Annotated in this window: 15 protein-coding genes and 2 pseudogenes; 9 read left to right on the top strand and 8 right to left on the bottom strand. The window is 66.1% G+C overall.

Annotated features, from left to right (window positions below):
- Positions 1 to 195: 195 nt before the first annotated feature.
- The 4 genes and pseudogenes from EZH22_RS02785 to EZH22_RS02770 form a co-directional block, all read right to left on the bottom strand.
- Complete coding sequence (locus EZH22_RS02785) at positions 196 to 6,402, bottom strand: autotransporter outer membrane beta-barrel domain-containing protein (RefSeq protein ID WP_203194271.1); 6,207 nt, start codon at positions 6,400 to 6,402, stop codon at positions 196 to 198.
- Between the two features lie 498 nt (positions 6,403 to 6,900).
- Positions 6,901 to 7,577, bottom strand: a pseudogene (locus tag EZH22_RS02780) (isochorismatase family protein).
- 113 nt (positions 7,578 to 7,690) lie between these two features.
- Complete coding sequence (locus tag EZH22_RS02775) at positions 7,691 to 8,350, bottom strand: pyridoxamine 5'-phosphate oxidase family protein (protein ID WP_203194270.1); 660 nt, start codon at positions 8,348 to 8,350, stop codon at positions 7,691 to 7,693.
- A 39-nt stretch (positions 8,351 to 8,389) separates the two neighbouring features.
- Entirely contained in the window at positions 8,390 to 9,382 is a 993-nt protein-coding gene (locus EZH22_RS02770) for an MBL fold metallo-hydrolase (RefSeq protein WP_203196351.1), read from the bottom strand.
- A 139-nt stretch (positions 9,383 to 9,521) separates the two neighbouring features.
- Between EZH22_RS02770 and EZH22_RS02765 the strand changes: the two genes are divergently transcribed.
- The 8 genes from EZH22_RS02765 (at position 9,522) to EZH22_RS02730 (ending at position 17,063) form a co-directional block, all read left to right on the top strand.
- On the top strand, positions 9,522 to 10,436 hold the full coding sequence (locus tag EZH22_RS02765) for a LysR family transcriptional regulator (protein ID WP_203194269.1): 915 nt from the start codon (positions 9,522 to 9,524) through the stop codon (positions 10,434 to 10,436).
- Between the two features lie 226 nt (positions 10,437 to 10,662).
- On the top strand, positions 10,663 to 11,676 hold the full coding sequence (locus EZH22_RS02760) for a carbon-nitrogen hydrolase family protein (protein WP_231711276.1): 1,014 nt from the start codon (positions 10,663 to 10,665) through the stop codon (positions 11,674 to 11,676).
- A 76-nt stretch (positions 11,677 to 11,752) separates the two neighbouring features.
- Positions 11,753 to 13,453, top strand: coding sequence for an MOSC and FAD-binding oxidoreductase domain-containing protein (locus tag EZH22_RS02755; RefSeq protein ID WP_203194267.1), 1,701 nt, complete (start codon positions 11,753 to 11,755; stop codon positions 13,451 to 13,453).
- A 59-nt stretch (positions 13,454 to 13,512) separates the two neighbouring features.
- A complete protein-coding gene (locus tag EZH22_RS02750) occupies positions 13,513 to 13,860 on the top strand; it encodes a substrate-binding domain-containing protein (RefSeq protein ID WP_203194266.1) in 348 nt (115 codons plus the stop codon).
- The gene (locus EZH22_RS02745) at positions 13,776 to 14,474 is read left to right on the top strand and encodes an ABC transporter substrate-binding protein (protein ID WP_203194265.1); all 699 of its coding nucleotides are present in this window, start codon (positions 13,776 to 13,778) and stop codon (positions 14,472 to 14,474) included. Before EZH22_RS02750 ends, EZH22_RS02745 begins: the two co-directional genes overlap by 85 nt.
- Entirely contained in the window at positions 14,471 to 15,256 is a 786-nt protein-coding gene (locus EZH22_RS02740; protein ID WP_203194264.1) for an ABC transporter ATP-binding protein, read from the top strand. The genes EZH22_RS02745 and EZH22_RS02740 overlap by 4 nt, the downstream gene beginning before the upstream one ends.
- Positions 15,183 to 16,052, top strand: coding sequence for an ABC transporter permease (locus tag EZH22_RS02735; RefSeq protein ID WP_231711275.1), 870 nt, complete (start codon positions 15,183 to 15,185; stop codon positions 16,050 to 16,052). Before EZH22_RS02740 ends, EZH22_RS02735 begins: the two co-directional genes overlap by 74 nt.
- Positions 16,053 to 16,085: 33 nt before the next feature.
- A complete protein-coding gene (locus EZH22_RS02730; protein WP_231711274.1) occupies positions 16,086 to 17,063 on the top strand; it encodes a LysR family transcriptional regulator in 978 nt (325 codons plus the stop codon).
- A gap of 28 nt (positions 17,064 to 17,091) precedes the next feature.
- Here EZH22_RS02730 and EZH22_RS02725 read toward each other — a convergent pair.
- The 3 genes and pseudogenes from EZH22_RS02725 to EZH22_RS02715 all read right to left on the bottom strand — a co-directional run.
- A pseudogene (locus EZH22_RS02725) lies at positions 17,092 to 17,280 on the bottom strand (transposase); the annotation flags it as partial.
- Between the two features lie 289 nt (positions 17,281 to 17,569).
- Positions 17,570 to 19,033: a MaoC/PaaZ C-terminal domain-containing protein gene (locus EZH22_RS02720; RefSeq protein WP_203194263.1), complete on the bottom strand. Its 1,464-nt coding sequence runs from the start codon at positions 19,031 to 19,033 to the stop codon at positions 17,570 to 17,572.
- 3 nt (positions 19,034 to 19,036) lie between these two features.
- On the bottom strand, positions 19,037 to 20,674 hold the full coding sequence (locus EZH22_RS02715) for an AMP-binding protein (RefSeq protein WP_203194262.1): 1,638 nt from the start codon (positions 20,672 to 20,674) through the stop codon (positions 19,037 to 19,039).
- Between the two features lie 342 nt (positions 20,675 to 21,016).
- Between EZH22_RS02715 and EZH22_RS02710 the strand changes: the two genes are divergently transcribed.
- Positions 21,017 to 22,192: an ABC transporter substrate-binding protein gene (locus EZH22_RS02710; protein WP_203196348.1), complete on the top strand. Its 1,176-nt coding sequence runs from the start codon at positions 21,017 to 21,019 to the stop codon at positions 22,190 to 22,192.
- Positions 22,193 to 22,255: 63 nt separating this feature from the next.
- On the opposite strand, the gene EZH22_RS02705 is transcribed toward EZH22_RS02710, so the two are convergent.
- Entirely contained in the window at positions 22,256 to 22,984 is a 729-nt protein-coding gene (locus EZH22_RS02705; RefSeq protein ID WP_203194261.1) for a TetR/AcrR family transcriptional regulator, read from the bottom strand.
- Between the last annotated feature and the right edge of the window lie 53 nt (positions 22,985 to 23,037).

Here is a 23,037-nt window from a genome sequence, read left to right as displayed (position 1 = left end):
AACGGCGATGACCGGCAACAGGAAGGTCTGACCCGAAAGCGGAGTTCGGATAGTCCGCTTCCAAGCGTTGAGGAATCCCAGCCTAGCATTGTTGTGCGACCTCACCAGTGCCCAATGGAGCTCACATTGCCCGCTAGCGTTCCGACTCCACGGCTAAAGCTGGAGCGGGATTCCGGTGGACGAAATGTCTCACCGTTAGAATGTGACGGCGAAACGCACGCTGGCTTCCTGCGCGAGGTAGTTGTTGCCGAAATCGGCCTTGTACTCCGTGCGCAGCTCGTATCCCGTGGTGGAGAAGAGCTGCAACCCGGCCGTTACGTTGCCCAGCACCGAAGGGATGGTCGTGCGCGTGAAAAAGTCGGGAACCAGGCCCGGCGTTGCGCCGAGGCTGACGCCGATGTCCATCCCATCGTTCGCGAAGAACGAGGCGCCCGCCGACGCATACGGCCGCAGCCAGAACTCCGGCGTCAGATCGATGCGCCCACCGATCTCGAGCTGGGGGCTGATCGCGACGTTCCATTGATCGGCCGAGAAGAAATGCAGGCTCATGCCGCCGGCGCCCTGCTCCGTGTAGCCGGGCATGCCGGTGTAGAGGAAATCGACGTCGGCGAACGGCTTGAGATACCACCCTGCATTGACGAACTCGTAGCTGGCGCGCAGCCGGGCGGCGGCCGTCAGCACGTCCGATGTGCCCTGCGTGCGCCATAGGGCGGGACCCACGTCGAGCAGGCGGTCCGTGTCGAAGCTGCCGTAGCCGAAGTGGCCCGATGCGGCGAACAGCCAGGGTCCCACCTGATGCTTCAGCGAGACCGCGATGTCTCCGGCCACGCCGCTGGTGTCCGACAATCCGCTGACGTCGGAGAGCCACGACTGGGTGAGACCTGCTGTTACGCCAAGAAACCAGTCATCGGAGATTTCCTTTTGGGCGCCAAGACGGTAGGTCACGCCGTTCAGGCTGTAGCCACCGGCGTCTGCGCTGGACGTTTGGTGCACCCAGCTGCCGGTGATGCGCGCCCAGGCGCAGCTCGTCTCCTCCATCAGCGTGCCCGAGCCGGCGAAGATCGGGCAGCTCATGGCCATCTTCATGGATGTCATGGCTCCCAGCGTCTGGGCGGAGGCGACGCTGGCGGATTCCTCCGGGGTGATGCTGTCGATGGAGCGCGTGTAGTCCTGGACGGAGGAGGCATTGGCGAGCTGACCAAACAGCTTCGCGTCCGACATGTCGACGCTGCCGCTGTTCCATCTGCCCTGGAGGGCGGCCGTGGTGCGATCCTCGCTCTGGGTCATATCCACGCCCCCGGGCGCGGAGAAATCGGCATTGGGCGAGACGTAGACCATGTCGGCGTCGCGCACGACGGACCAGGAAATGGGGCTGTATGTGCCGCTCTGCGCGACAGCCGTCACGGAACCGCCCTTCCCCAGCTCGATCACGCCGAAGCGGCCGGGCTTGAGCGCATTCACCACGTGCACGTCGATGCTGCCTTCCACCGTCGCGGACCCGGTGAGCTTGAGCAGGTCACTTTGCTGGCCCGAGGCGGAGCTCTCCACGTCCACCATCAGGCTGCCGGTGGCGGACTGAACATAGCCGCCCGTGACGGTAGCCGTGGCGAAGCTGTTGGTGCCACCGATGTTGAAGGCACCATCGTTCTGAATGGTCCCCGCCAGGCCTGCGCTGACGATGCCGCGGGTTGAGCTGACATAGGTTCCGCCCAGCTCGTTGATGAAGCTGTTCACCTCGCCCGTGCCGCCGAGCGCGAGGTCCACGTCGCCGATGAGAGTGCCGAAATTGCGCAGCGTGTCCCGGCCCCAGGTCGATTCCACCGCGATGCCCGAAAGCGCGCTGACGGTGGAACCCGGCCGGAACTCGATGTGGTTGCCATCGCCGCCGTCGATGAAGAGAGCGGCACCGGTGCCGCTGCCGCCGGTCAGCGTTCCATCCATGAGGACGCGGATGCTCTTGCCGGTGCCGAGGACCACCCGGCCGGAACCGCCTTGTGCGCCGCTCTGGGCGTAGATGCCCATGGCTCCGTCGCCCGTGGCCGTCACGCTGCCCTTTAGAGCGATCTCGATCAGCCCGCCCCCCTGCCTATCGGGGGTCCGCCCATCGGTGGTCCCGATGGCGGACGGCAGCACGATGCCCTCCTCGGTGGCGATGGCCCCGCCGCCGCCACCGATCGCCTGCGCGAACACGCCATGCGCGTTCTTGCCTGTCGTGGAGATGGTCACGGAGCTGGAGGGATCGGCCATCTTGATGAGGACGCCGCCGCTGACGCCGGTGGAAGGATCTTTCTGCGCGAGGAGCTTGTCGTAGGTGGCAGCTGTCGTGTCGAGCGCGCCCGTATAGCCGCCGCCGCCACCGATGGACTGGGCGAAGATGCCAACAGCGCCCTTGCCGGTGGTGGTGATGCTGCCGGTGCCGAGTTCAATGGCCACGAGCCCGCCATTGCCGGAGCTGTTCGCCGAGCCGCCGAGCCGGCCGGTGACGGCCATCGTGCCGATGCTTGAGCCGCCGCCATCGGAAATCAGGCCGCCGCCACCCCCGATGGACTGGGCGATGATGCCGAAAGCGCCATTGCCCGTCGTGGAGATGGTGTTGGACTGCTTGACAGTAACGGTGCCGGCATCACCGAAGGCGCCGCCGGTGGCGCCAAGCTGAAGCGAGAGCTTCTGCACGGTGGCGGTTTCGGCCTTCTTCGCGGCTTCCGCCTCCTTGATGAGCGCGTCGACGTCGACCCCGTACTGCCTGAGGGTCGCCTTCTCGCTGGCGGTGAGCGACTTCAGCTCCAGCACCGTGTAGGGGTCGGCGATGTCGAGCACCAGCACGCCGCCGCCGCCGCCGATGGATTGCGCGATCACGCCGTGCGCTTCGGCACCACCCGTGATGATGGCGCCGGCATTGGTCACAGTGACCTCGCCGCCCGTGCCCCGGGCCCCGGCGCTGCCCCCTGAGATGAGGGAGGGCGTCGACAGCAGGGCAGACGAATAGTCCATGCCGAGCGTGGATTTGCCGCCGCCGCCGCCGACGGACTGGGCCAGGATGCCGAAGGACGAGTCGCCTGCCGTCTGGATCCGGCCCGTAGCGGTGTTCGTCACCGTCACGGTTCCGCCGTTGCCGGCTGCCCCGCCGCTCGCACCATTGGCCATCTTGATGGAGTTGGCGACCGACGCGCCGCTCATCGAGGCGGCGCCGCCATCGCCGCCGCCGCCGCCGATGGACTGCGCGTAGATGGCCGCGGCCACCTGCCCGTAGGTGTCGATCCCACCCTCGTTTTGGACCGTGACCGCCTTGCCGTTGCCGCCGCTGCCACCGCTTCCGCCGATGGTGACATTGCCGGTGACCTTGATCGGGATGTCTGCCTTGATCCCGTATTTGGCGGAAAACTTCGGCAGCACCTTCATTGCGAGGGCCTTCAGGCCGTTCTTCGCCAGCGACGCACCGAGCTTGGTGATCGTGGTTTCGCCGGCGCCGGCGGCGCCGGATCCTCCGGAGCCGCCGCCGCCGCCGATGGACTGGGCCTGGATGCCGTGGGCGCCATCGCCATAGGTGGTGATCGCCGCCGTCGAAGACAGGTTCTTCACCGTCACGTCGCCGCCGTCGCTTGCGCCGCCGCCCTTTGCGCCGACGCTCACATTGACCTGCACGGTGTTGGCGCCTTGTGTGGTGCCCGCCCCGCCGACACCGCCGCCGCCGCCGATGGACTGGGCGAGGATGCCGCGGGCTTCCACCCCGCGCGTCGTGACGGTCGCGGTGTTGACGACCTCGACCAATCCCCCGTTCGAGCCGCCGCCGCCGGCGCCGCCGACGCCGACGTCCACCACGGCCTTGATCTGAACCTTGTTGCCTCCGGGGTTTCCGTCCTTCGGCTTGTCCTTGCCGATACCGATGCCTGACGACGATGCGGCCACCGTGCCGGCACCGCCGTTGCCGCCGCCGCCGCCCACGCTCAGGGCATGGATGCCGTGCGCGCCGTATCCCTCCGTCTCGATGGTGCCGGCGTTCTTGACCTTGGCCGTTCCGCCGGTGTTCCCGCCGCCGCCCTTGCCGCCCACGGCGACGTTCACGCCCACGTTTCCGGTCGCGCCGGAAACAGCTCCGGCCGCGTAGGCGCTGCCGCCCGCACCACCGCCGCCGCCGATGCTGTAAGCGGCGATTCCGATGGCCTGATCGCCCTTGGTGCTCACGTCGCCGGAGCTGTCGATCTTGACCTCGCCACCCTTGCCGCCGTCTCCGCCGGTGCCACCCAGGCTGACGGTAGTTGAGATGTCGACGAGCGCAGAGCCGCTTGCTTTGGTGCGGGCATCGGATATGCCGCCGTCCCCGCCGCCGCCGCCGACGCTTAGGCCCAGAATGCCGAACGCGTCCGCCCCGGTCGTTGTCACGGTGCCGGAGGTGTTGACCGTGACGGTCCCTCCGTTGCCGCCCTTGCCTCCGGAGCCGCCCAACGCCACGCCGACAGCGATATTGGGAACACTCTTGTGGACCGCTTGCGAATACGCGAGCGCGTAGGAGGCCCCCCCATCGCCGCCCCCGCCGCCGATGCTCATCGCCTCGATGCCGTGAGACCGTTCGCCGGCAGTCGAGACGGCGGCGTTGCCGCTCACCTTCACCGTTCCGCCATTGCCGCCGCCGCCGCCGGTTCCGCCGAGGGCTGTAGCCGAAGACACGACCGCGCTCGCGGTGGCCGCCACCGCGGCGCCGCCGGAACCGCCGCCGCCACCCACGGACTGGGCGAGGATGCCGGCGGCATTGTCGCCGGTCGTGAACACGCCGCCAGCGACCCCCTGGTAGCCCAAGTTGTTGATCACTTCGACCGTGCCACCATCCCCGCCGCCGCCGGAGGCGCCACCGCGCGAGACACTGAAGGCAGCACCCAGCACGAGGGCGCTGCCGCCGCCACCGCCGCCGCCACCGATGCTCTGCGCGAGCACGCCGGTGGCCTCCTTGCCTCCGGTCCGGACCGTTCCCTCGTTCGTGACGGTCACGTCGCCACCGGTGCCACCGGTGCCGCCATTGCCGCCGGTGCCAAGCCACATGGCGAAGCTCTCGCCACCATCGCCGCCACCGATGACAATCGTCCCGTCGCCGGGCTGGAAGGCCTGGAGCGCCCGCCCGCCGCCGATGCTCTGCGCCACGACACCATTAGCGTTGGCGCCGGACGTCGAGACTTCGGAGCGGATTTCCACCCCGACCTTGCCGCCGTTGCCGCCATTGCCGCCATTGCCGCCGGAGGCGATACCGTTACCGCCTTTGCCGCCGGCGCCACCGACCGACTGGGCCACGATGCCGTAGCTGTTGGCCCCGCTCGTCTTTACCGCGCCGCTCTGAACGGCCTCGATCTGGCCGCCATTGCCACCGTCGCCAGCCCGCGTGCCCCGCCCGGAAACCGCAGCCTGGCCGCCCGTTCCGCCCGCGCCGCCGATGCTCTGCAGCAGGATAGCGGGCGCGTCGTCCGCGCGCGTCGTGACCTTGCCGCCGCCATTATAGATGATGGATCGCCGGTCCTCGTTGTTCGCATAAGCGTGGCCCGCGGACGCGCCGCGTGTATCGTAGCCGTTGCCGGAGCTGGAGCCGTCGCCGCCCACGCTTTCCACCACGATCCCCGGCGCGTGCCAGCCCCAGGTTTCGATGTCCGCTCCGCGCTTTATGGTCACGGTGACAAGGCCGGTGGCGCCGCCGTGGCCGTAGCCCATGGATTCGAGCGCGTCGTCGTCCAACAGGCCGTAATCGCCACCGGCGCCGCCCCTCGAACTGACGGAGAGCCCGGCGATGTAGTTGCCCTCGGTCACGAAGCCGGTCGACGTGGAGAACGTGACGGCTCCCCCGTCGCCGCCGCGCCCGGCGGAGGCATAGAGCTCGTTGTTGGGCGAGCCGACGTAAAGGTTGCCGTTCCCGCCTTTGCCACCCTTCGAGTAGATGGAGACCAGGGCAGTGGGATTGGCCTTGTCCCCCTGCTTGTTGGAAAGGCCAATCTTGGCATTGTTCTCGACAGTGACCTTGCCGCCGGCGCCACCGCCGAAGGCCTGATAATCACGCTTGAGCCCGGCGCCACCGTGCCCGCCTTCCGAGCCCACGACCAGTGCCGGCGCGATGGACTGCATCCAGATGATCTGGGTGGGATCGACCGCGCGGATCGTCCCGTTTGTGACGACGTTCAGTTCTTTGCCATCTGCGCCCTGCGTCGCCTGATAGTAGTCTTTAAAGATCCAGCCGGTGCTGTAGGCATCCTGCCCATGGATTGGAGACGGGTTGACAAACAAGCTGTTGCGCGTGCCGCCGTAGGTCTGGGCAAGCGTCGGGCTGGTGGCTACAGCGAACGCCAGCACGCTCGCGCTTGCACAAAGCTCCAGCCGCCGCTCCGCAAGACTACGCGCCCACGCCTGGCGCCCCATCCCCTTCGCCATCAGTCCCCCCGATTTAATGGACCTGTTTAAGTCGGCTGCAAGCTTACCCTCGGGAATGAGTGGTATCATGACGCGGCAGTCAGGGGGAAGGCGGACTTGTATCGGCGGGAGGATTTTTTGACGATCAGCGGTCGACCGGCGATTGTCGGAACAGAACGAACCCACTGAACCAAGCGATTGCGCAGGCTCTGAAGTTGCTTCGCAGGACAAGAGCACTCGCCAAGCTCCCCCGGCGGTCAATCCCGGTCTTCCGGGTACTTTTCCAGCATGGCGTGGGCCAGTCCTTGCAGACTACCCCGCGGAGGGAAGCAGCCGGTCCATCCCATGAGCGGACCTTAACGATGACCGCTTTTGGGATATCCCCAACCCTCGGCCGGTTGCCGATCTGGGTCATGTGGACTTAGCCTCACCGCAGATGCTTGCTCCTGGCAGGGCGAAGGCGAAAGTTGGCAGGACAGTAACGGACAGCTGTTTTTGTCCATCTCCGGGGAACACTTCCTAGGGTGTAGGATCAGTTGCCTGCTGCGCACGCTGAAAGCTTTCGATCACGGCAGCATAGTTCGGAGCGACAAGTCCATACAGCTGAGCTAGGCTGGCGGCTTCCGGTCGCGCCCAGGTTCTGTGGAGTTCCGACAGGAGGGCATTGGTTGAGGTGGGCTTCACACCACCTTGAACGAAGCGGGCCAGGGAGGTGCGCGAGGCCATCTCGCTGGGGTCGCCCGAGGCATCCACCACCGCGTAGACCTCATATCCGGCGACCTTCGCGTCGAGCGCTGGGAACATCACGCAGACGCTGGTCCAGACGCCGGCCATGACGAGCGTCCTGCGGCCCGTGGCCTCGACCTGCGTGACGAAGTCATGATTGTCCCAGGCGTTCACCTCGCCCTTGCGCGGAATGTAGATGGCATGGGGGCCAGTTGGTGAATCTCCGGCATCAGCGGCCCATTGGTGCCGGCAGGCTCCGACGCGGTCGTGATCACCGGAATATCGAGAAGCGTGCAGAGCCTCGCGATCATCTCCACATTGCGCCGCAGGTCCGCGACCGGAATATCCTTCACCGTCTGGAACAGGCCGGACTGGTGATCGAGGAGAAGGACGAGCGTATCGGAAGGATCCATCAGCGCGGCACCCCCGCCGCTCGGCAGGACGCTGGTCTTCTTGGGCGGTGCTGTCATTTCTGGCCTCCGGGTTTGACGCGCCGATGCTCTGGACTGAAATCGACCCTGCGGTTAGTGCCGCTCACAGAACGCGCATCGCCTGACTGACGGCTAGGCCCGCGGCCCGGGCCTCAGGCGTGCGGCTCCTCCTTGCGGGCCGCGGCCGCATTGGCCTCAAAGCGCAGCCTTTCGTTCTCGCGCCGCAGGGCGGCCATTTCGTCCCGCACCGATGCCAGCGCCGTCTCCAGCTCGGCCTGGGTGAAGCGCGGCGTGATGTGCTGCGGGCAGTTCCAGTCGAAGGCCACGACGGCGATGAGGACGACGCGCTCGATGCGCGCTGCATAGCCCGGCACCGCCAGCCGTTCCTGCAAGGCCGGGTCGTCCGCCGCATCGACGATGCGCGCGCGTCCGAATATCTTCAGGCGCTGGCGATGCGCATAGTCCATCAGGAACACGGATACGCGGTCGTTGGCCTCGACATTGCCGGTCGTGATGTATTGTCGATTGCCGCGGAAATCCGCGAAGCCGAGTGTCTGCGCATCGATCACGCGAAGGAAACCGGCCGGCCCGCCGCGAAACTGCACGTAGGGCCAGCCGGTCTGCGAGACGCTGGCGAGATAGAACCCGTCGCGGGCGGCGATGAAGGCCTGTTCGGCGGGGCCGAGCGGGTCGTAGCGCCCGGTCGGATCCGGCGAATGGCGCGCACGCGCCCATTGGGCGGCGCTGCCATAATGCTCCCGCGCGGCCCTGACGGAGGGGGTCGAGGCAATCTCGATATATTTTTCGTGCATGGCGCCGCCCTTGCCTTGATCGCCGCCCGTGCGCGGGGGTCAGGACTGCAAGGCCCAGTCCGTCACCTGCCAGCGCATCTGGCCGCGGTCCAGGACGACGCGGCCGAGCCCGGGAAAGGGCATGTGGGTCGCGGCGATCAATGCGCCTTCGGAGGCTGCGAGGGGAAAGAAGCGATCCCGCATGGCCTGGGCCGCCGCGCGGTCCTGCTCGAACACGAAGCCCACGTCGGTCGCCTGCGGGTGCACCACGGGGAAGAGCATGTCGGACACCATGATGAGGCTCTGCCCGGCATCGGCGATCCGGACGCCGATATGGCCGGGGGTATGACCGGTCAGGTCGATGATCGAGACCCCCGGCGCCACCTCGCGCTCGCCGTCGATCGCCTGGAGCCGGGGATAGAGCTTCACCACCTCGGACGCCATCCGGAAGCTGTTCTGAAGGTAATCCGGCGCCCCGGCCCGCTTCGCCGGATCGGTCCAGTGCCTGATGTCCCGCCGGTCGATGTAGAGTTCAGCATTGGGATAGTTGTTCTGCCCGCCGACCACCAGTCCGCCCATGTGGTCCTCGTGCATGTGGGTCACGATGACGGCGTCGATCTGGTCGCGGCGCAGCCCGATGGCTGCGAGCGCCTGCGGCAGCGCGCCGGTCTGCCCGATGGAGCCGGCCGGGCCGGTATCGAGCAGGATCCGGCGCGCGCCATCCTCGATCAGATACTGGTTGAAGACGAAGCGGACGCCGCTCGGCCGCGCGACGAACTGCGACACGGCAGCCTGCTCGACCTGGGCGGCCGTCCGGCCGGGGAAAAAGGTGTAGGGCATGTCCGCATACCCGTCCGTGAGCGCCGTCACGGTGAAGCGGCCGACCCTGATCTGCGCCAGCGGAGTCACCCGGGCCGCGACGGGACTGGGGGCAGGACCGGCCGCCGGGGCTTCCGCAGCACTGTGGCCGGTGGTGAGGATCTGGAGAGCGCTGCCCCCGACAAGACCCAGAGGAAGGCCGAACGCGAGGGCGCGGCGGGAAAGGTTGGCCATGGCAGCATCCGTATGGTGATCGACGGGCGGGGAGGCCATCTGGACTCTCCATCGGTCTCCGAACGACGTTAGGATATCTAACGCCCACGCAGTAACCGGGCCATTCCGGGAGCTATCCTCTCAAAATTCGGAAGGTACGATGGACCGCTTCGATGCTATGACCGTGCTGCTGGCCGTCGTCGAGGCAGGCAGCCTCTCGGGCGGCGCCCGGCACCTGCGGGCGCCGCTGGCGACGGTGAGCCGGAAGGTTTCCGAACTCGAGCATCACCTGGGAACCCCGCTGTTCGTGCGCAGTCGCGGGGGACTGCGGCTGACTGAAACCGGCCGCGCTTTCGTGGCGGCGGCCCGTCGCATCGTCGGCCAATTGGAGGAGGCTGAGCGGGAAGCGGCCGGCGAATTCAGCACCCCGCGCGGCACGCTGCATGTCACCGCGCCCATTGCCTTCGGGGAGCGCCATCTCTTGCCCGTCGCACTCGAATTTCTTGCGCAATATCCCGACATCTGTCTGCGCCTCATGCTGGCCGACAGGCAGATCAGTCTCGTGGACGAGCACGTCGACGTTGCCCTGCGCATCGGACACCTGACGGACAGCACCCTCATTGCCACCCGCGTCGGCAGCGTCAGCCGGGTGATCTGCGCCAGCCCCGCCTATCTCGCAGGACACGGCACGCCGTCTCGGCCGGAGGATCTCGCCTCCCATGACGGGATCAGCTTCCAGGGCTTCGCCGCCGCGCCCGAATGGCGCTACCGGCGCGACAGTGCCGCCTTCACCGTCGAGCCGCGCCCGAGATTGTCCGTGAACACGACAGAGGCCGCCATTCAGGCGGCGTGTGCCGGTCTCGGGGTCATCCGCGTCCTGTCCTATCAAGTGGCGGACGAGATTAAGTCCGGCCAGTTGCAGATCCTCCTCCCGGAGTTTGCGCCGGAGCCGCTTCCGGTGAGCCTCATCTATCCGCAGGCCGAGGTGCTGCCTCTGAAGGTTCGCAGCTTCCTGGACTGGACCGCCCCGCGCTTGCGCGCCCGCATGGCCCTCCTGGACTCGGAGGGATCGTGAGATGTCCCGAAAATCCGAGCCTTGCCCCGGGGCGATCGGGATCACCAGCGGCGCTTGAAACAGGTGATAAGCCGAGATGAAAACCTCATAAGCTCGATGTGCTCAATGTTTGATGCAGAAGCGCGCTTTATTTGATCTTGTTTGAATATTTAATTCTATCTAACGATTGCGAACTGAATTGAGGACAATAAAAATGCGATCGTTTCCAAAATTCAAAGTCGCCGCGATGCATGCGAGTCCCGTCTTCCTCAACACACAGAAGACGGTCGAGAAGGCATGCGCGCTGATCGAGGAAGCGGCGAACAACGGCGCAAACATCGTTGTCTTTCCAGAGGCTTTCATTCCCTGCTTCCCGATCTGGCACTCGCTGCGGGCGCCGGGGCTCAATCACGATTACTTCCGGCGCCTCGCGGCCGCCGCCGTCCACGTTCCCGGTCCCGAAACCAAGCGGCTGGCCGAAGTCGCCAAGCGGCGCGACGTAATCATCTCGATGGGCATCAACGAAGGCACGCCCGCCAGCCTCGGGTGCCTGTGGAACACCAACATCCTGATCGGGAATGACGGGCGCCTGCTCAACCATCACCGCAAGATCGTGCCCACCTACATGGAGAAGCTGACCTGGGCCAATGGCGACGGCGCGGGGCTGCGCGTCGTGGACAGCCCGCTCGGCCGCATCGGCGCCCTGATCTGCGCCGAGAACTGCAATCCGCTCGCCCGGCATGCGCTGATGGCGCAGGGCGAACAGCTTCACATCGCCACCTATCCGTCGAGCTGGCTGAACGGCGGCAACATGAGCCTTGCCGAGGGCGTGCGCATCCGCACCGAGGCCCATTGCACCGAGGCGAAGGTGTTCACGGTCGCCGCCTCCATGTTCCTCACGGAAACCGCGAAGGACATCATCTCGGAGGGCGATCGCGAGGTTCGCGGGCGGCTGGATGCGTCCGAGCGCAATCCAACCATGGTGATGGGGCCGAGCGGCGAGCTGAAGGCCCCCGTCCTGCGCGACGAGGAGGGCATCCTCTATGCCGACATCGATATCGAGGACTGCATCATCCAGAAGCAATTCCACGATCTGGCCGGCTACATGAACCGGTTCGACATCTTCAACCTGACCGTCAACCGGTCCACCAACGATCCGGTCACGTTCACGCCCATCCGTGGCCGGCGCGAGTTCCTGGACATGGATCTTACGGAAGATGTCGTGCCGGCGTGGTCGCGCATGGCGCAAGCCGCCGGCTGAGGCCGGCGCATTCCCGGCCACCGTGTGAGATCGGCGCCCGCCAGGACAGGCGGCGGCGCAACCCCTAGAGGAATCGATGCAGGCCGCCCTGTTGAAAGGCATCTTTGTCGGCGAGCCGGCTCCGCTCGGAGCGGGCGGCACCCTGAGCGCCTTCGTCAAGCGCCCTGTCGAAGGGCCGGTGGACGTGGGCGCGGGCGGGCTCGCCGGCGACCGGCAAGCCGATCTGCGCGTCCACGGCGGGCCGGACATGGCGGTCTACGCCTATCCGTTCGGGCATTACGACCAGTGGAGGTCCGAGTTTCCCGAGCATGCCGCGCTCTGGGGCATGGGAAGCATGGGCGAAAACCTCTCCATGGAGGGATGGGATGAAGCCGGGGTGTGCGTCGGCGACGCCGTCCGGCTCGGCGCGGTGCTGCTGCAGGTCACGCGGCCACGCAAGCCCTGCTTCAAGCTCGCGCTGCGCTTCGATGACCTGCGCCTGCCGCGCAGGCTGACGCAATCCGGGCGCTGCGGCTGGTATTTCCGCGTGCTGGAAGGCGGCCGCATCGCTTCCGGAGCATTGGCGGAATTGGTCGAGCGGCCGAATCCGGCCTGGCCGATCCGGCGCCTCAACGACCTTTCGGCGAACCCGGGTGCCGACGCCGATGCGCTGGCGGAACTCGCCGCGGTGCCGGAGCTTGCGGAGAACTGGCGCGCCCAGGTGAATGCCGCCCTCGCCACGCTGCGGACCGGTGGCCGCAGCCGCGGGTTCCGCGATTTCCGCATCGCCGCGACACAGGATGAGAGCCGATCCATCCGCTCGTTTCTGCTCGAGCCTGCAGACGGCGGCGGCCTCCCGCCCGTGCTGCCGGGCCAGCATATTGTCGTGCGTGGCGAAGGTTCGGAGCGATCCCGCGCTTACTCGGTGTCCGAGCTGCCGGCCGGCCACCTGCGCATCAGCGTGAAGCGAGAGCCGGGCGGCTTTTCCGAGTGGCTTCACCTCAATGCCAGGGCAGGCGACCGCCTTCGCGTGCTCGGTCCGCGCGGAAGCTTCGTGTGGAGGGGAGACTCAGCCGCGCCCCTCGTTCTTATCTCGGCCGGCGTCGGCATCACGCCGATGATGGCGATGCTGCAGGCGGCGACGACCAACAACGGCTCGCGCTGCGTGCCCGAGAGCATCACCTTCATCCACGGGGCGCGCAGGTCGGCGGATCACGCCTTTGCGGACCAGACGCGGGAGATCGCCCGCAATCATCCATCGGTTCGGCGCCATGTTCGGTTCAGCGCTCCGGGGAGCGAGGATGTTCTGGGGCGCACCCACGACAGCGTGGGCCGGATCGACGAGCCGCTGCTTGCGGATCTGCTGCGCGGTCTGGTGGACGCCCGCATCTACATTTGCGGCCCCGCGTCCTTCATTCTGGACGTGACGCGCTGGGTCGGCGAGCTGGGGCTTCCCGGCGCCGAAATCTTCACGGAGGCCTTCGGCGCGCCGCGGGGGGCATCGGGCGCCGACGCATCCCCGATGAAGCCCGAGCCGCCATCCGAGGCGCAAATCCATTTCGACGCAAGCGGCGGCTCCGCCGTCTGGCGCCCCGGGATGAGCCTGCTGGACGTGGCCGAAGCCGGCGGCGTGGCGATCGAGTCCGAATGCCGCTCCGGGGTCTGCGGCCGGTGCGCCACGCGCATCGTCTCGGGCCGGACCGGATATCAGGTCGCGCCCTTCGCCGAGACGACGCCGGGCGAAGTGCTGCTGTGCTGCGCCGTCCCCCTGGACCGCGACGTTCACACGGACCTCTGACGCAATCGAAAGAGCCGGGAGCGGCACGTCTCCCGCGCGTACCACGAGAGGATGACGGGATGACTGAGATGAACCGGCGCCTGTTCAGCGGAATGATGCTGGCGCTCATGACACCCGGCCTGGCACGGGCGCAGGACGCGGCGACCTTGCGCATCGCCCACGACACCCCGATCGCGTGGCTCCCCTTCTACGTGGCCTACGAGAAGAAGCTCTGGCAGGCGCGGGGCATCAATCCGGTCGTGGTGCCGTCGCCGCACGGCACGGCCACGCTGATCGCGGTGGCAGCGGGGGGGGCGATTGCGGCGTCTCTACCGACCTGTCGATGGCCATCGGTGCATTCAACAAGAGCCCGGCCAAGATCCTCGCCTCGTTCAACAGGGTCGAGAACATGGAGCTGGCCGCCGTGAAGGCCATCAAGTCGCCTGGAGACTTGAAGGGAAAGAAGATCGCCATTGTACAGGCCAATCCCTCGCATTACTACTTCTCGTTGCTGCTGAAGAAGCATGGCCTCAAGCCTTCGGACCTCTCCATCGTGCGCCTCGGCCCGCCGGAGATGATCTCGGCGCTGAACGGCGGCGCCATTGACGGCTTCGTCTGGCAGGAGCCGTTCCTGACCCAGGCCGTCCGGCTTCCGGGAGAGCGCTTCCACCGCCTCGCCGAACCGGGCCTCAACGCGATCCATGCATCGCTGATCGCTGGCAACACGGCCATCGCGAAGCAACGCCCCGTCCTCGTCAACGCACTGCGTGCGCTCGGCGAAGCGTGCGACTACATCAAGGCCAATCCCGCGGACGCGATCAGCATCGGCGCCAGATATTCCCAGATGGATCCGCAGATCGCCGCCGACGCCATCACCCGCATGCAGATCGGCCTGACCAACGACGTCCCGACCATGAAGCGCCTCATGACGGAGGAGGCGAAATGGGCCATGGCCGAAGGCATCGTGCGTCCCGACGCGACCATGCCTGACTATGAGGACTATCTGGACGCCACCCTGCTGGCGGATGCGAGGGGCTCATGACCGCGCATCGACCGGTGCCGGGCCGAGCGGACGGCAGTGCCAGCTTCATCCAGATTGACTCTATCTCATTCTCCTTCGATCCCGCTCATCTCGCATTGCGTAGTGTCAAGTTGAGCATCCCGAAGGGCCAGTTCGTCTGCCTGCTCGGGCCGAGTGGATGCGGAAAGACGACCCTTCTCAACCTGATCGCCGGCTTCCTATCGCCGTCTGACGGATACATCTTCGTGAACGGACAGGTCATCGACGGGCCGGGGCCCGACCGGGGCATGGTGTTTCAAGACTATTCGCTGTTTCCCTGGCTCACCATCCAGGGAAACATCGAGTTCGGGCCATCGATCGCGGGGCTTCCCGCCAAGGAGCGGCGGGAACGCGCGGGCCACTATCTCGACATGGTCAATCTCGGCCATATCGCCGACCGCTACCCCAACGAGCTTTCGGGCGGCATGAAGCAGCGCGTCGCGATCGCCCGGGCGCTGGCCGCGGGTCCGAAGGTGTTGTTGATGGACGAGCCCTTCGCCGCCCTCGACGCCATGACGCGGAACCACCTGCAGGGCGAGCTCATCCGCATCCACGAACTGGAGCAGCCGACCATCCTGTTCGTGACCCACAACATAGACGAAGCCATCCGGCTGGCCGATCGCGTACTGGTTATGTCGCCCAATCCCGGGCGGGTCGTGCGCGACGTCCTGATCGATCTGGAGAAGCCGCGTGTCCGTACTTCCCTCGAATTCGCCCGCCTTTACGATGCTTTCGAGGCTGACATCGGCCATGCGGCTTCCTAGAAGCGATGTCAGGCTGGCGGGCGGGAGCGGGACCGCCCGTCGGCTTGCCGTCAGCGCGCTGGGCATCTTCTCGTTCTTCCTCCTCTGGCATCTTGCGGCGGCGAGCGGCCTTGTCGATCGCATAATGCTGCCTTCTCCGCTCGAGGTGTTTCACTCCGCAGCCGCGATCTACGAGACAGGTGAACTGGCGCAGCACATCCAGGCCAGCATCCTGAGGATGGCGCTCGGATACGCCGTGGGCTCCGCGCTCGGCATCGCGCTCGGAGTAATCCTCGGCAGAATTGCCTTCATGGAGTGGTTCGTCGGCCCGGTTCTGCAGATGGCGCGGGCTATTCCGCCGCTCGCCCTTGTTCCCTTGATCATCTTTTGGTTCGGCATCAACGAGGGGGCAAAAGTGTTCCTCATCGCCTGGGCCACGTTCTTCCCGGTGTGGATCAACACCCTGCTCGGCGTGAAGGGGGTGAATCCGCTGTTCGTCCGCGCCGGGCAGAGCCTCGGCGCCAAGCGGGGAACGCTGCTGCTGCGGGTCGTTATTCCCGCCGCCCTCGCGCCAATCTTCTCCGGCCTGCGGGTGGCATTGTCCATCTCCTTTACCGTCCTCGTCGCTGCCGAGCTCGCCGGCGCCATCGCGGGCCTTGGCTATTTCATCCAGAATTCGGCGCTGTCCTTCCGCGTGGACAACATTTTCGTTGGCATCGTGGTGCTTGCCATTCTCGGTTTCATCGCCGATACGCTCTTCATGGCGCTGCTGTACTGGCTGTTTCCGTGGTATCGCGCGCAGCAGAGCGGGAAATAGAGTAAGACCGACAGGTCTCCTGAATTTCGCCGGGTGTTCGCGGCGAAATGCTGCAAGGATCTTGAACAGCTCGATAGGCGCCCGGAGAAGATATTGCAGATCAACCAATTTCGCTATTTGGTCGCCTTGGCCAAGGAGCGGCATTTCGGTCGCGCCGCTGCATCTCTGGGGATCAGCCAGTCTGCGCTGTCCCAGGCGCTCCGGCAGTTCGAACGGCATTTCGGGGTGCCGATCGTCCAGCGTCACCAGGGGGGATTCCATGGCTTCACCCGGGAAGGCGAGGCCGTCCTCGCTCTCGCGCGTCAGTTCATCGCCGATCACGACAGGCTGCTGAACACCAATTGGGAGGATCCCGATGCGCACCTGACGGGCACGCTCCGCATTGCCCTGTCGCCGGTCGCGATGACGATCACGTCGCTGCTCACTGCACCATTTGCGGCGAAGTATCCCGGCGTCAAGCTTTCGGTCCTTTGCAAAACGATGCCGGAAATCGAACGGGGATTGAAGGAGTTCGAGTACGACATCGGAGTTACTTACCTGGACGGGCTGACGCTCGGCGGGCTTCGCCCTTACGCATTGTATGAAGAAGCCTATTATTTGCTCGTTCCCAGGGACCACCCCCTGAGCGCACGAAAGTCGATCGACTGGAAGGAAGTCGGGATGCTGCCCTTGTGTCTGCTCAGCCCGCATTTGCATAACCGGATCATCATCGATCGCATCCTCGAGAGCGTCGGAATCGTGCCCCAGGCCGTCATTGAAACAAACTGCAGCCTCGGCCTGTTTGCCCATATGCGAACGGGCAACTGGCTGACCGTCGTGCCCCACTCATATTTCTATCTGCTGGGGGACTGGGTCTCCATTCGGTCAATTCCCATTGTTAATCCCTCGGAGACCGCCACGATTGGTATCGTAATCCACGAACGCGAGCCCCTGATGCCGGCGGTGCGTGCTTTCGTAGAGATCGCCCAGCAGACGGGTGTCGGCAAGCAATTGGATCGGTATCGGGCCTAGCTCGGCAAGCTACGACCGTCCGCTTCGCGTCGTGTTCGAATGTTCGGAGTTGGCGGATGGCCTCAGACACCTCCATCCCGCCGAAATGGGCCTTCCTCTTGTAGATGCTCGCGTCACTGACCCCGTGCTTGCGGCACAGGTCGAAGACCGGCACCCCGGCCTCGTGCTCCTTCAGGATCCCGATGATCTGCTCTTCCGTGAACAGGCTGCGCCTCATGTCCTGGTCCTCCCGATGGGCCAGAACAGACTTCAAACTGGATCAGCCAGGAGGGGCAACGTCACCGGTGTTGATCTATTCCTTGCGGGGTCGTCCCCGCTCGATGGTGGCCCATGCCCTCCACACCTCGAACAGGTCTACGGGTCGGTGGCAGCCTCGCTGGGCGATCGTTCTCGCGCCGCCGCCACTCATCACGTTCGAGGGCCCGGCGTCCACGAGCAGCTACAAGAGCCCGAAACGAACACACTTGGCCCGCGACTGTGCGAGCTGACGAACAAGGATCCCACCTTCAGTTGCGCAAGGGCACGCCACTGGCCAGCATGTGCGCGATACGCGCCCGTGTGGCGGTTGTTCGTGCGAGATCCCTAAGGGCCTCCCGTTCGAGCCGCATGAGAAGGTCCTCACTTGCGGGCTGCTCGGCTGCGTCCGCCGTAAGCACGGTGGCAAGGTGACCCGCAATCACTTCGTCGGTTTCGGTCAGGTCGCCCGCGAGGCGGCCCTCGCGCGCCATTTCCAGCAGCCGTGACCTGCTGGCGGCACCACCCAAGGCCAGGGTGCGTGGACCCGGTGCGGCATATCCCGTATTGGCCAACCCAAGAGCCCGTTCCTTGGCTTTACCGAGCAGCCTCTCGCGCTGGGGCACGATCGGGTCCGCGGCACGCAAGATGAGCAGGTCACGCGCGTCCTCCGCCGAGGTCGAGATGCCTCCCGACATGAGACTCTCGAACGCGCCCTCGACAATCCGGAATGGCTCATCGTCGGAGCCCTGCCTGTCGGCATGGCGCAGCAGCAGTTGCGTGCAGCCGCCCCACCCCGGCAGGAGGCCGACCCTGGTCTCTGGAAGTCCGGCCTTCAGTTCGGCATGAGCGACGATCGCATCGCAGTGCAAGAGAATTTCGCAGCCGCCTCCGAGCGCGAAGCCAAAAGCCGCGCCCACCACGGGGATCGGACTGCGCCGGATGGTGCTGAACGCGGTCTGCCCGCGCGCAATGAAGGCCTCGAACCCAGCGAGGTCGCTCGCTTCGATGGCGCCAAGCAGGACACGAAGATTGCCACCCGCAGAAAACGTCCTTGGATCCTCGTTGCCGATCACCAAGGCCCGAAAGGTCCTCGGGCCAATTTCCAGCGCCTGCTCGAGCGCGTCGAGGACACTGTCGTCGAAGGCGTTCATCTTCGTGTGAATCTCGAAGCATCCTACGCCATCCCCGAAATCCCAGAGCGATGCGCCGTCGGTCGCGACCACCGGCGCTCCCGACCGCTTCACCGCGGCGAGGGAGAGCAGAGCCTCCTGAGCCTCCAGTGGGCACGCCAGCACGCTGCGCGCCTTCATCAGGATCTTGGCGCGACCCGACTGGACGGCTGTGCCGTCCTGATTGACCAGATCAAACTGGAAATCGACCACGCCACGGTCGGGCTTGCGGGTGGCCCGCTTGCCGAGCACGCTGATGCGGGCGCCGATGGTATCCGACGGCCGCACCGGAGCCGCGAAGGTCCACTCCAGCGCGAGAAGCCCGAGGACGGTCCCGTCGAACAGCCCCGCCCGGGCGCCGAAGCCGAAGGCCATGCCGATCAGCATGGGGCCATGGGCGATGCGTCCGCCGAAATCGCTCTCCGCCGCGAACACGTCGTCGGTGTGCAACGGGTTGAAGTCAGAGGTGAGGCCGGCAAAGGCGAAGATGTCGGCGTCGACGATGGTCCGCCGCGGCGTCTCTATGATCTCGCCGGTTTCGAAATCCTCGTAGTGGCGCCCCATGACCTACCTCGCAGCATGCAGGGGCGTCCGCTTCTTGCGGCCGCGCATGTCGAACACATCCGGACTGTCGAAGGGCGGCACGCCATCGGGGAAGATCTGGTGCTTCTGGATCTTCTGGGTTCCGGTGGTGGGCAGCCGGTCGAGGAAATAGATCCAGCCCGGCGCCTTGTAGTAGGCGAGCTCGCCGCAGCAATAGGCGAACAGCTCTTCCGCCATGGCCGGGCGATCGGTCTCGTTCTTCAGGACGATGCAGGCAAAGACCTCTTCTTCCCGGATCGGATCGGGCGCGGCGAGGACCGCCACCTGCGCGACCCCCGGATGGGCCAAGAGAACTGCCTCAATCTCCGCAGCGGCGATGTTCTCCCCGGAACGACGGATGATGTTCTTCTTCCGATCCACGAAATAAAGCCCGCCGGCCGCATCCTGCCGCACCACGTCGCCGGTATGGAACCAGCCGTTGCGCCAGGCCTCCGCGGTGGCCTCATCGCTCTTCAGATAGCCGGAGAAGAAGCCACGACGCGGCGTCTGCGCCGAATGGCGGACCACAAGCTCGCCCGGCACGCCCGTCGGCACCTCCTCGTCGCGGTCATCGACCACGCGCACGTCGATGCCGGGCACCGGATGGCCGAAGCACCGGGTGCCGGCGGGGCGTCCCTCCTCATTGTCGAGCAGGACGCGCACCATCTCCGTCATGCCCCAGACCTCGACAAGTGGGAAGCCGAAGCGCGCCTCGAACGCCGCATGCAGCGGTGGCTCTACGCCGGCGCCCAGCCCGAATCGCACCGAATGGCTACGGTCCTGCGGGCTCTCCGGTCGCGCCAGCAGCATGGGAACCACCACGCCCAGATAGTGCACGATGGTGGCGCGGGTCTCGCGCACCTCGGTCCACCAGCGATCGGGGTGGAAGCGGTCCGACTGGATCTGGCAGCCGCCCGTCAGCATGGCGCAGAAGAAGGAGAGGACGGACGAGTTCACATGGTAGAGCGGCAGGGGGTTGTAGATGCGCTCGCCGTCGGGCGAGACGCGCGCCAACTGCCCGCGCGTCGCATACCAGGCGCCGGCCTCCAGCTCGTAGCCGTGGGAAAGGATGCATCCCTTGGGGCGGCCGGTGGTGCCGGACGTATAGAGGATGCTCGCCGCGCTTGCGCCGGTGACCGGGTCCGCGCGGCGCGGTCGGGCCGGCGCCGGCAGAAGCTCCAGCGCGTCGAACGGAACGACCGGAGGCTTCGCCGTCGCGACGGCGAGACCGGCATCGAGCTGCTCCCGACGCTCCGGCGCCACGATGGCAAGGTCGACCTCCGCATGATCGATCAGGTAGGCGAGCTCATTGGGCCGATAGTCCGGATTGACCGGCACGCAGCAGATGCCGAGGCCGGCAAGCGCCAGCTTGTGCAGCAGGTGCTCCGGGCGATTGTCGAGCAGCATGGCGACGCGGTGCCCATGCCCGAACCCCGCCCTGCCATAGGCTTCGCGCAGGGCGCCGACCGCGCGCGCGGCGTCGGCATAGCTGATCTCGTAGCCGTCACGGTGGTAGGGGCGGTGCGCCCCGCGCGGCACCGCCAGGAACGGGCGCTCCGCAAAGGTGCGCGCCGCGGCCTCGAATGCCGCCCCGATGGTCGACGTGTCGCTGACTTCGATCATGCGACGCCTCCTCCTTCCTGCTGCCCGCTTCTCAAGCCAATGGCCGGGCGGAACCTATTGATGAGGTTTATTCATTTATTGCAGTCGATGGCCGGGAAAGTCCAGAGCCTCCATCAAAAAAGTTTGATCTGATCCATAGCTGGGCATCCAAACAAGGCGGTTATTGGCATAATCCGCTCGCCAATTCAGCTCGCCGTGCACGTTGACGCAATAATGAATTTAATTCATTTTCTCTCTATAAGAGGCCGGCCCCATCGGGAGCCAGCCATCGTACGGGAGGAAGGCTTGAAGACAATCCATGCAGCGGCCGTCGCGGCGGCGCTCTTGCTCACGCCCAACGATATGGCGGCAGCCCAGGACAAAGCAGCGCAGGACAAGACGGTCAGGATCGGCGTCCTGACCGACCTGTCGAGCCTCTATTCCGACATCACGGGTGCGGGCTCCATTCTCGCTGCCGAGATGGCGGTGGAGCTGTCCGGCCTGCGGCAGAAGGGCTGGAAGATCGAGATCGTCTCCAGCGACCACCAGAACAAGGCGGACGTCGGCTCCAACATCGCCCGGCAGTGGTACGACACCGGGGGCGTCGACGTGATCGTCGACGTGCCCAACTCGGCCGTGGCTCTGGCGGTGAGCAACCTGACCCGGGACAAGAACCGCGTCTTCCTCAATGCCGGCGCAGCCACCTCCGACCTCACCGACCGCAGTTGCACTCCCAATACCGTCCACTGGTCGTTCGACACCTACATGCTGGCGCACGGCACCGGCTCCGGCATGACGAAGGCCGGCGGCGACACCTGGTTCTTCATCGCTGCGGACTACGCCTTCGGCGCCTCGCTCGAGCGCGACACCTCGGCGGTGGTGACGGCGCTGGGCGGGAAGGTGCTGGGCAGCGTGCGTCACCCGCCGAACCTGCAGGACTATTCTTCTTTGATGCTCGCCGCCCAAGCGTCGAAGGCGAAGGTGATCGGCCTTGCCAACGGCGGCGGCGACACCATCAACTCGGTGAAGCAGGCGAAGGAGTTCGGCATCGTCCAGGGCGGCCAGAAGCTCTCGCCGCTCTTGATGTTCATCACCGACGTGCACGCCCTCGGCCTTCCCATCGCGCAGGGCCTCACCTTCACCGAATCCTTCTACTGGGACCTGAACGACGGCGCCCGCCAGTTCTCCAAGGCGTTCGCCTCACGTGGCCGCAATAAGGCCATGCCGACCATGGCCCAGGCGGGCGTCGCCTCCTCCCTCATCCACTATCTCAAGGCACTGGACGCCATGGGCGCAAATAGCCATGACGGCGCTGCCATCGTCGCGAAGATGAAGGAGATGCCGACCGACGATCCGCTATTCGGAGCGGGACGGGTGCGGGCGGACGGCCGCAAGATCCACCCGGCCTATCTGTTCGAGGTGAAGACGCCAGCCGAATCCAAGGGCCCGTGGGACTATTACAAGCTCGTCGCCACCATTCCCGCGGAAGAGGCCTTTCTCGACATCGCCAAGAGCAAGTGCCCTCTGGTGGCGAAGTAGGCCGCACATTCCGACCCCGCCCGCCCCACCGCCCGGCGGCAGGGCGTAGCTACAGCAGGCACCTCAGCGGGCGGGATCGTCCACCAGCCGCTCCAGCCGCTCCGCGGCCTTCTCGAGCCGCTCCGCGGCCTTCTCGAGCCGGTCGGGCCTGTCCTCCGCGGGGATGGCCATGGCGCGATAGACCATGTTGGTAAGGTCGTCGGCGAGGGCGACGGGATCGAAGTCGCCTTCGTTGCGCAGGAAGGCCCAGGTGCGGTGCTCGACACCGCCGAAGATAAGGTCCCGCACCAGTCCGGCCGAAACGTCCGGGCGAAGCTCTCCGGCCGCGACGGCGGCGCGCACGATGTCCACGATGCGGTGGGTGTAGGCCTGGTTCAGCTGGAAGACGCGGGTGGCGCGATAGGTCGGCTCCGAGCGCAGCTTCTGGAACACCAGTCGGCTGAGGCCCGGCTCGCGGCGGATCGAATAGAGATGCTGCAGCACCACGAAGCGGATCTGGTTCCAGGTGCCGCGCACGGCGGAAAACTGGGCACTGTCCTCCTCCAGCATCTCCTCGTACCAGCTCTCCACCACCTTCACCAGAAGGTCGCGCTTGTTGGTGAAGAAGCGATAGATGCTTCCCTCCACCACCCCCGCCCGCTCGGCGATCTCGGAGATCAGGGCATCGTCGTAGCCGCGCTCGGTGAAGACCTGCCGCGCCGCTAGCATGATGTCGGAAATCCGCTTCTCGGCGGGCAGCCGGTTCGCATGGCGTCGCGTGCGCGTCTTCTCTGGCGCTCCTGCCTTGCCCATCCCGTGTCCTTCCAAGCCCTCCGGCGCACCGACGCCGGCGGGGCAATCAAGAA

This window comes from Xanthobacter dioxanivorans (genome assembly GCF_016807805.1).
Lineage (GTDB): Bacteria > Pseudomonadota > Alphaproteobacteria > Rhizobiales > Xanthobacteraceae > Xanthobacter > Xanthobacter dioxanivorans.
Note: the sequence above shows the minus strand (reverse complement) of the source record. Positions and strands in the feature narration are given on the sequence as shown.

Excerpts from the sequence above, each read along its gene's own strand:
- EZH22_RS02710 (WP_203196348.1), top strand. The coding sequence starts at position 21,017 with ATGGCGGCAGCCCAGGACAAAGCAGCGCAGGACAAGACGGTCAGGATC.
- EZH22_RS02785 (WP_203194271.1), bottom strand. The coding sequence starts at position 6,402 with ATGGCGAAGGGGATGGGGCGCCAGGCGTGGGCGCGTAGTCTTGCGGAG.
- EZH22_RS02765 (WP_203194269.1), top strand. The coding sequence starts at position 9,522 with ATGGACCGCTTCGATGCTATGACCGTGCTGCTGGCCGTCGTCGAGGCA.
- EZH22_RS02720 (WP_203194263.1), bottom strand. The coding sequence starts at position 19,033 with ATGGGGCGCCACTACGAGGATTTCGAAACCGGCGAGATCATAGAGACG.
- EZH22_RS02755 (WP_203194267.1), top strand. The coding sequence starts at position 11,753 with ATGCAGGCCGCCCTGTTGAAAGGCATCTTTGTCGGCGAGCCGGCTCCG.
- EZH22_RS02775 (WP_203194270.1), bottom strand. The coding sequence starts at position 8,350 with ATGCACGAAAAATATATCGAGATTGCCTCGACCCCCTCCGTCAGGGCC.
- EZH22_RS02745 (WP_203194265.1), top strand. The coding sequence starts at position 13,776 with ATGGCCATCGGTGCATTCAACAAGAGCCCGGCCAAGATCCTCGCCTCG.
- EZH22_RS02750 (WP_203194266.1), top strand. The coding sequence starts at position 13,513 with ATGACTGAGATGAACCGGCGCCTGTTCAGCGGAATGATGCTGGCGCTC.
- EZH22_RS02770 (WP_203196351.1), bottom strand. The coding sequence starts at position 9,382 with ATGGCCAACCTTTCCCGCCGCGCCCTCGCGTTCGGCCTTCCTCTGGGT.
- EZH22_RS02760 (WP_231711276.1), top strand. The coding sequence starts at position 10,663 with ATGCATGCGAGTCCCGTCTTCCTCAACACACAGAAGACGGTCGAGAAG.
- EZH22_RS02715 (WP_203194262.1), bottom strand. The coding sequence starts at position 20,674 with ATGATCGAAGTCAGCGACACGTCGACCATCGGGGCGGCATTCGAGGCC.
- EZH22_RS02705 (WP_203194261.1), bottom strand. The coding sequence starts at position 22,984 with ATGGGCAAGGCAGGAGCGCCAGAGAAGACGCGCACGCGACGCCATGCG.
- EZH22_RS02740 (WP_203194264.1), top strand. The coding sequence starts at position 14,471 with ATGACCGCGCATCGACCGGTGCCGGGCCGAGCGGACGGCAGTGCCAGC.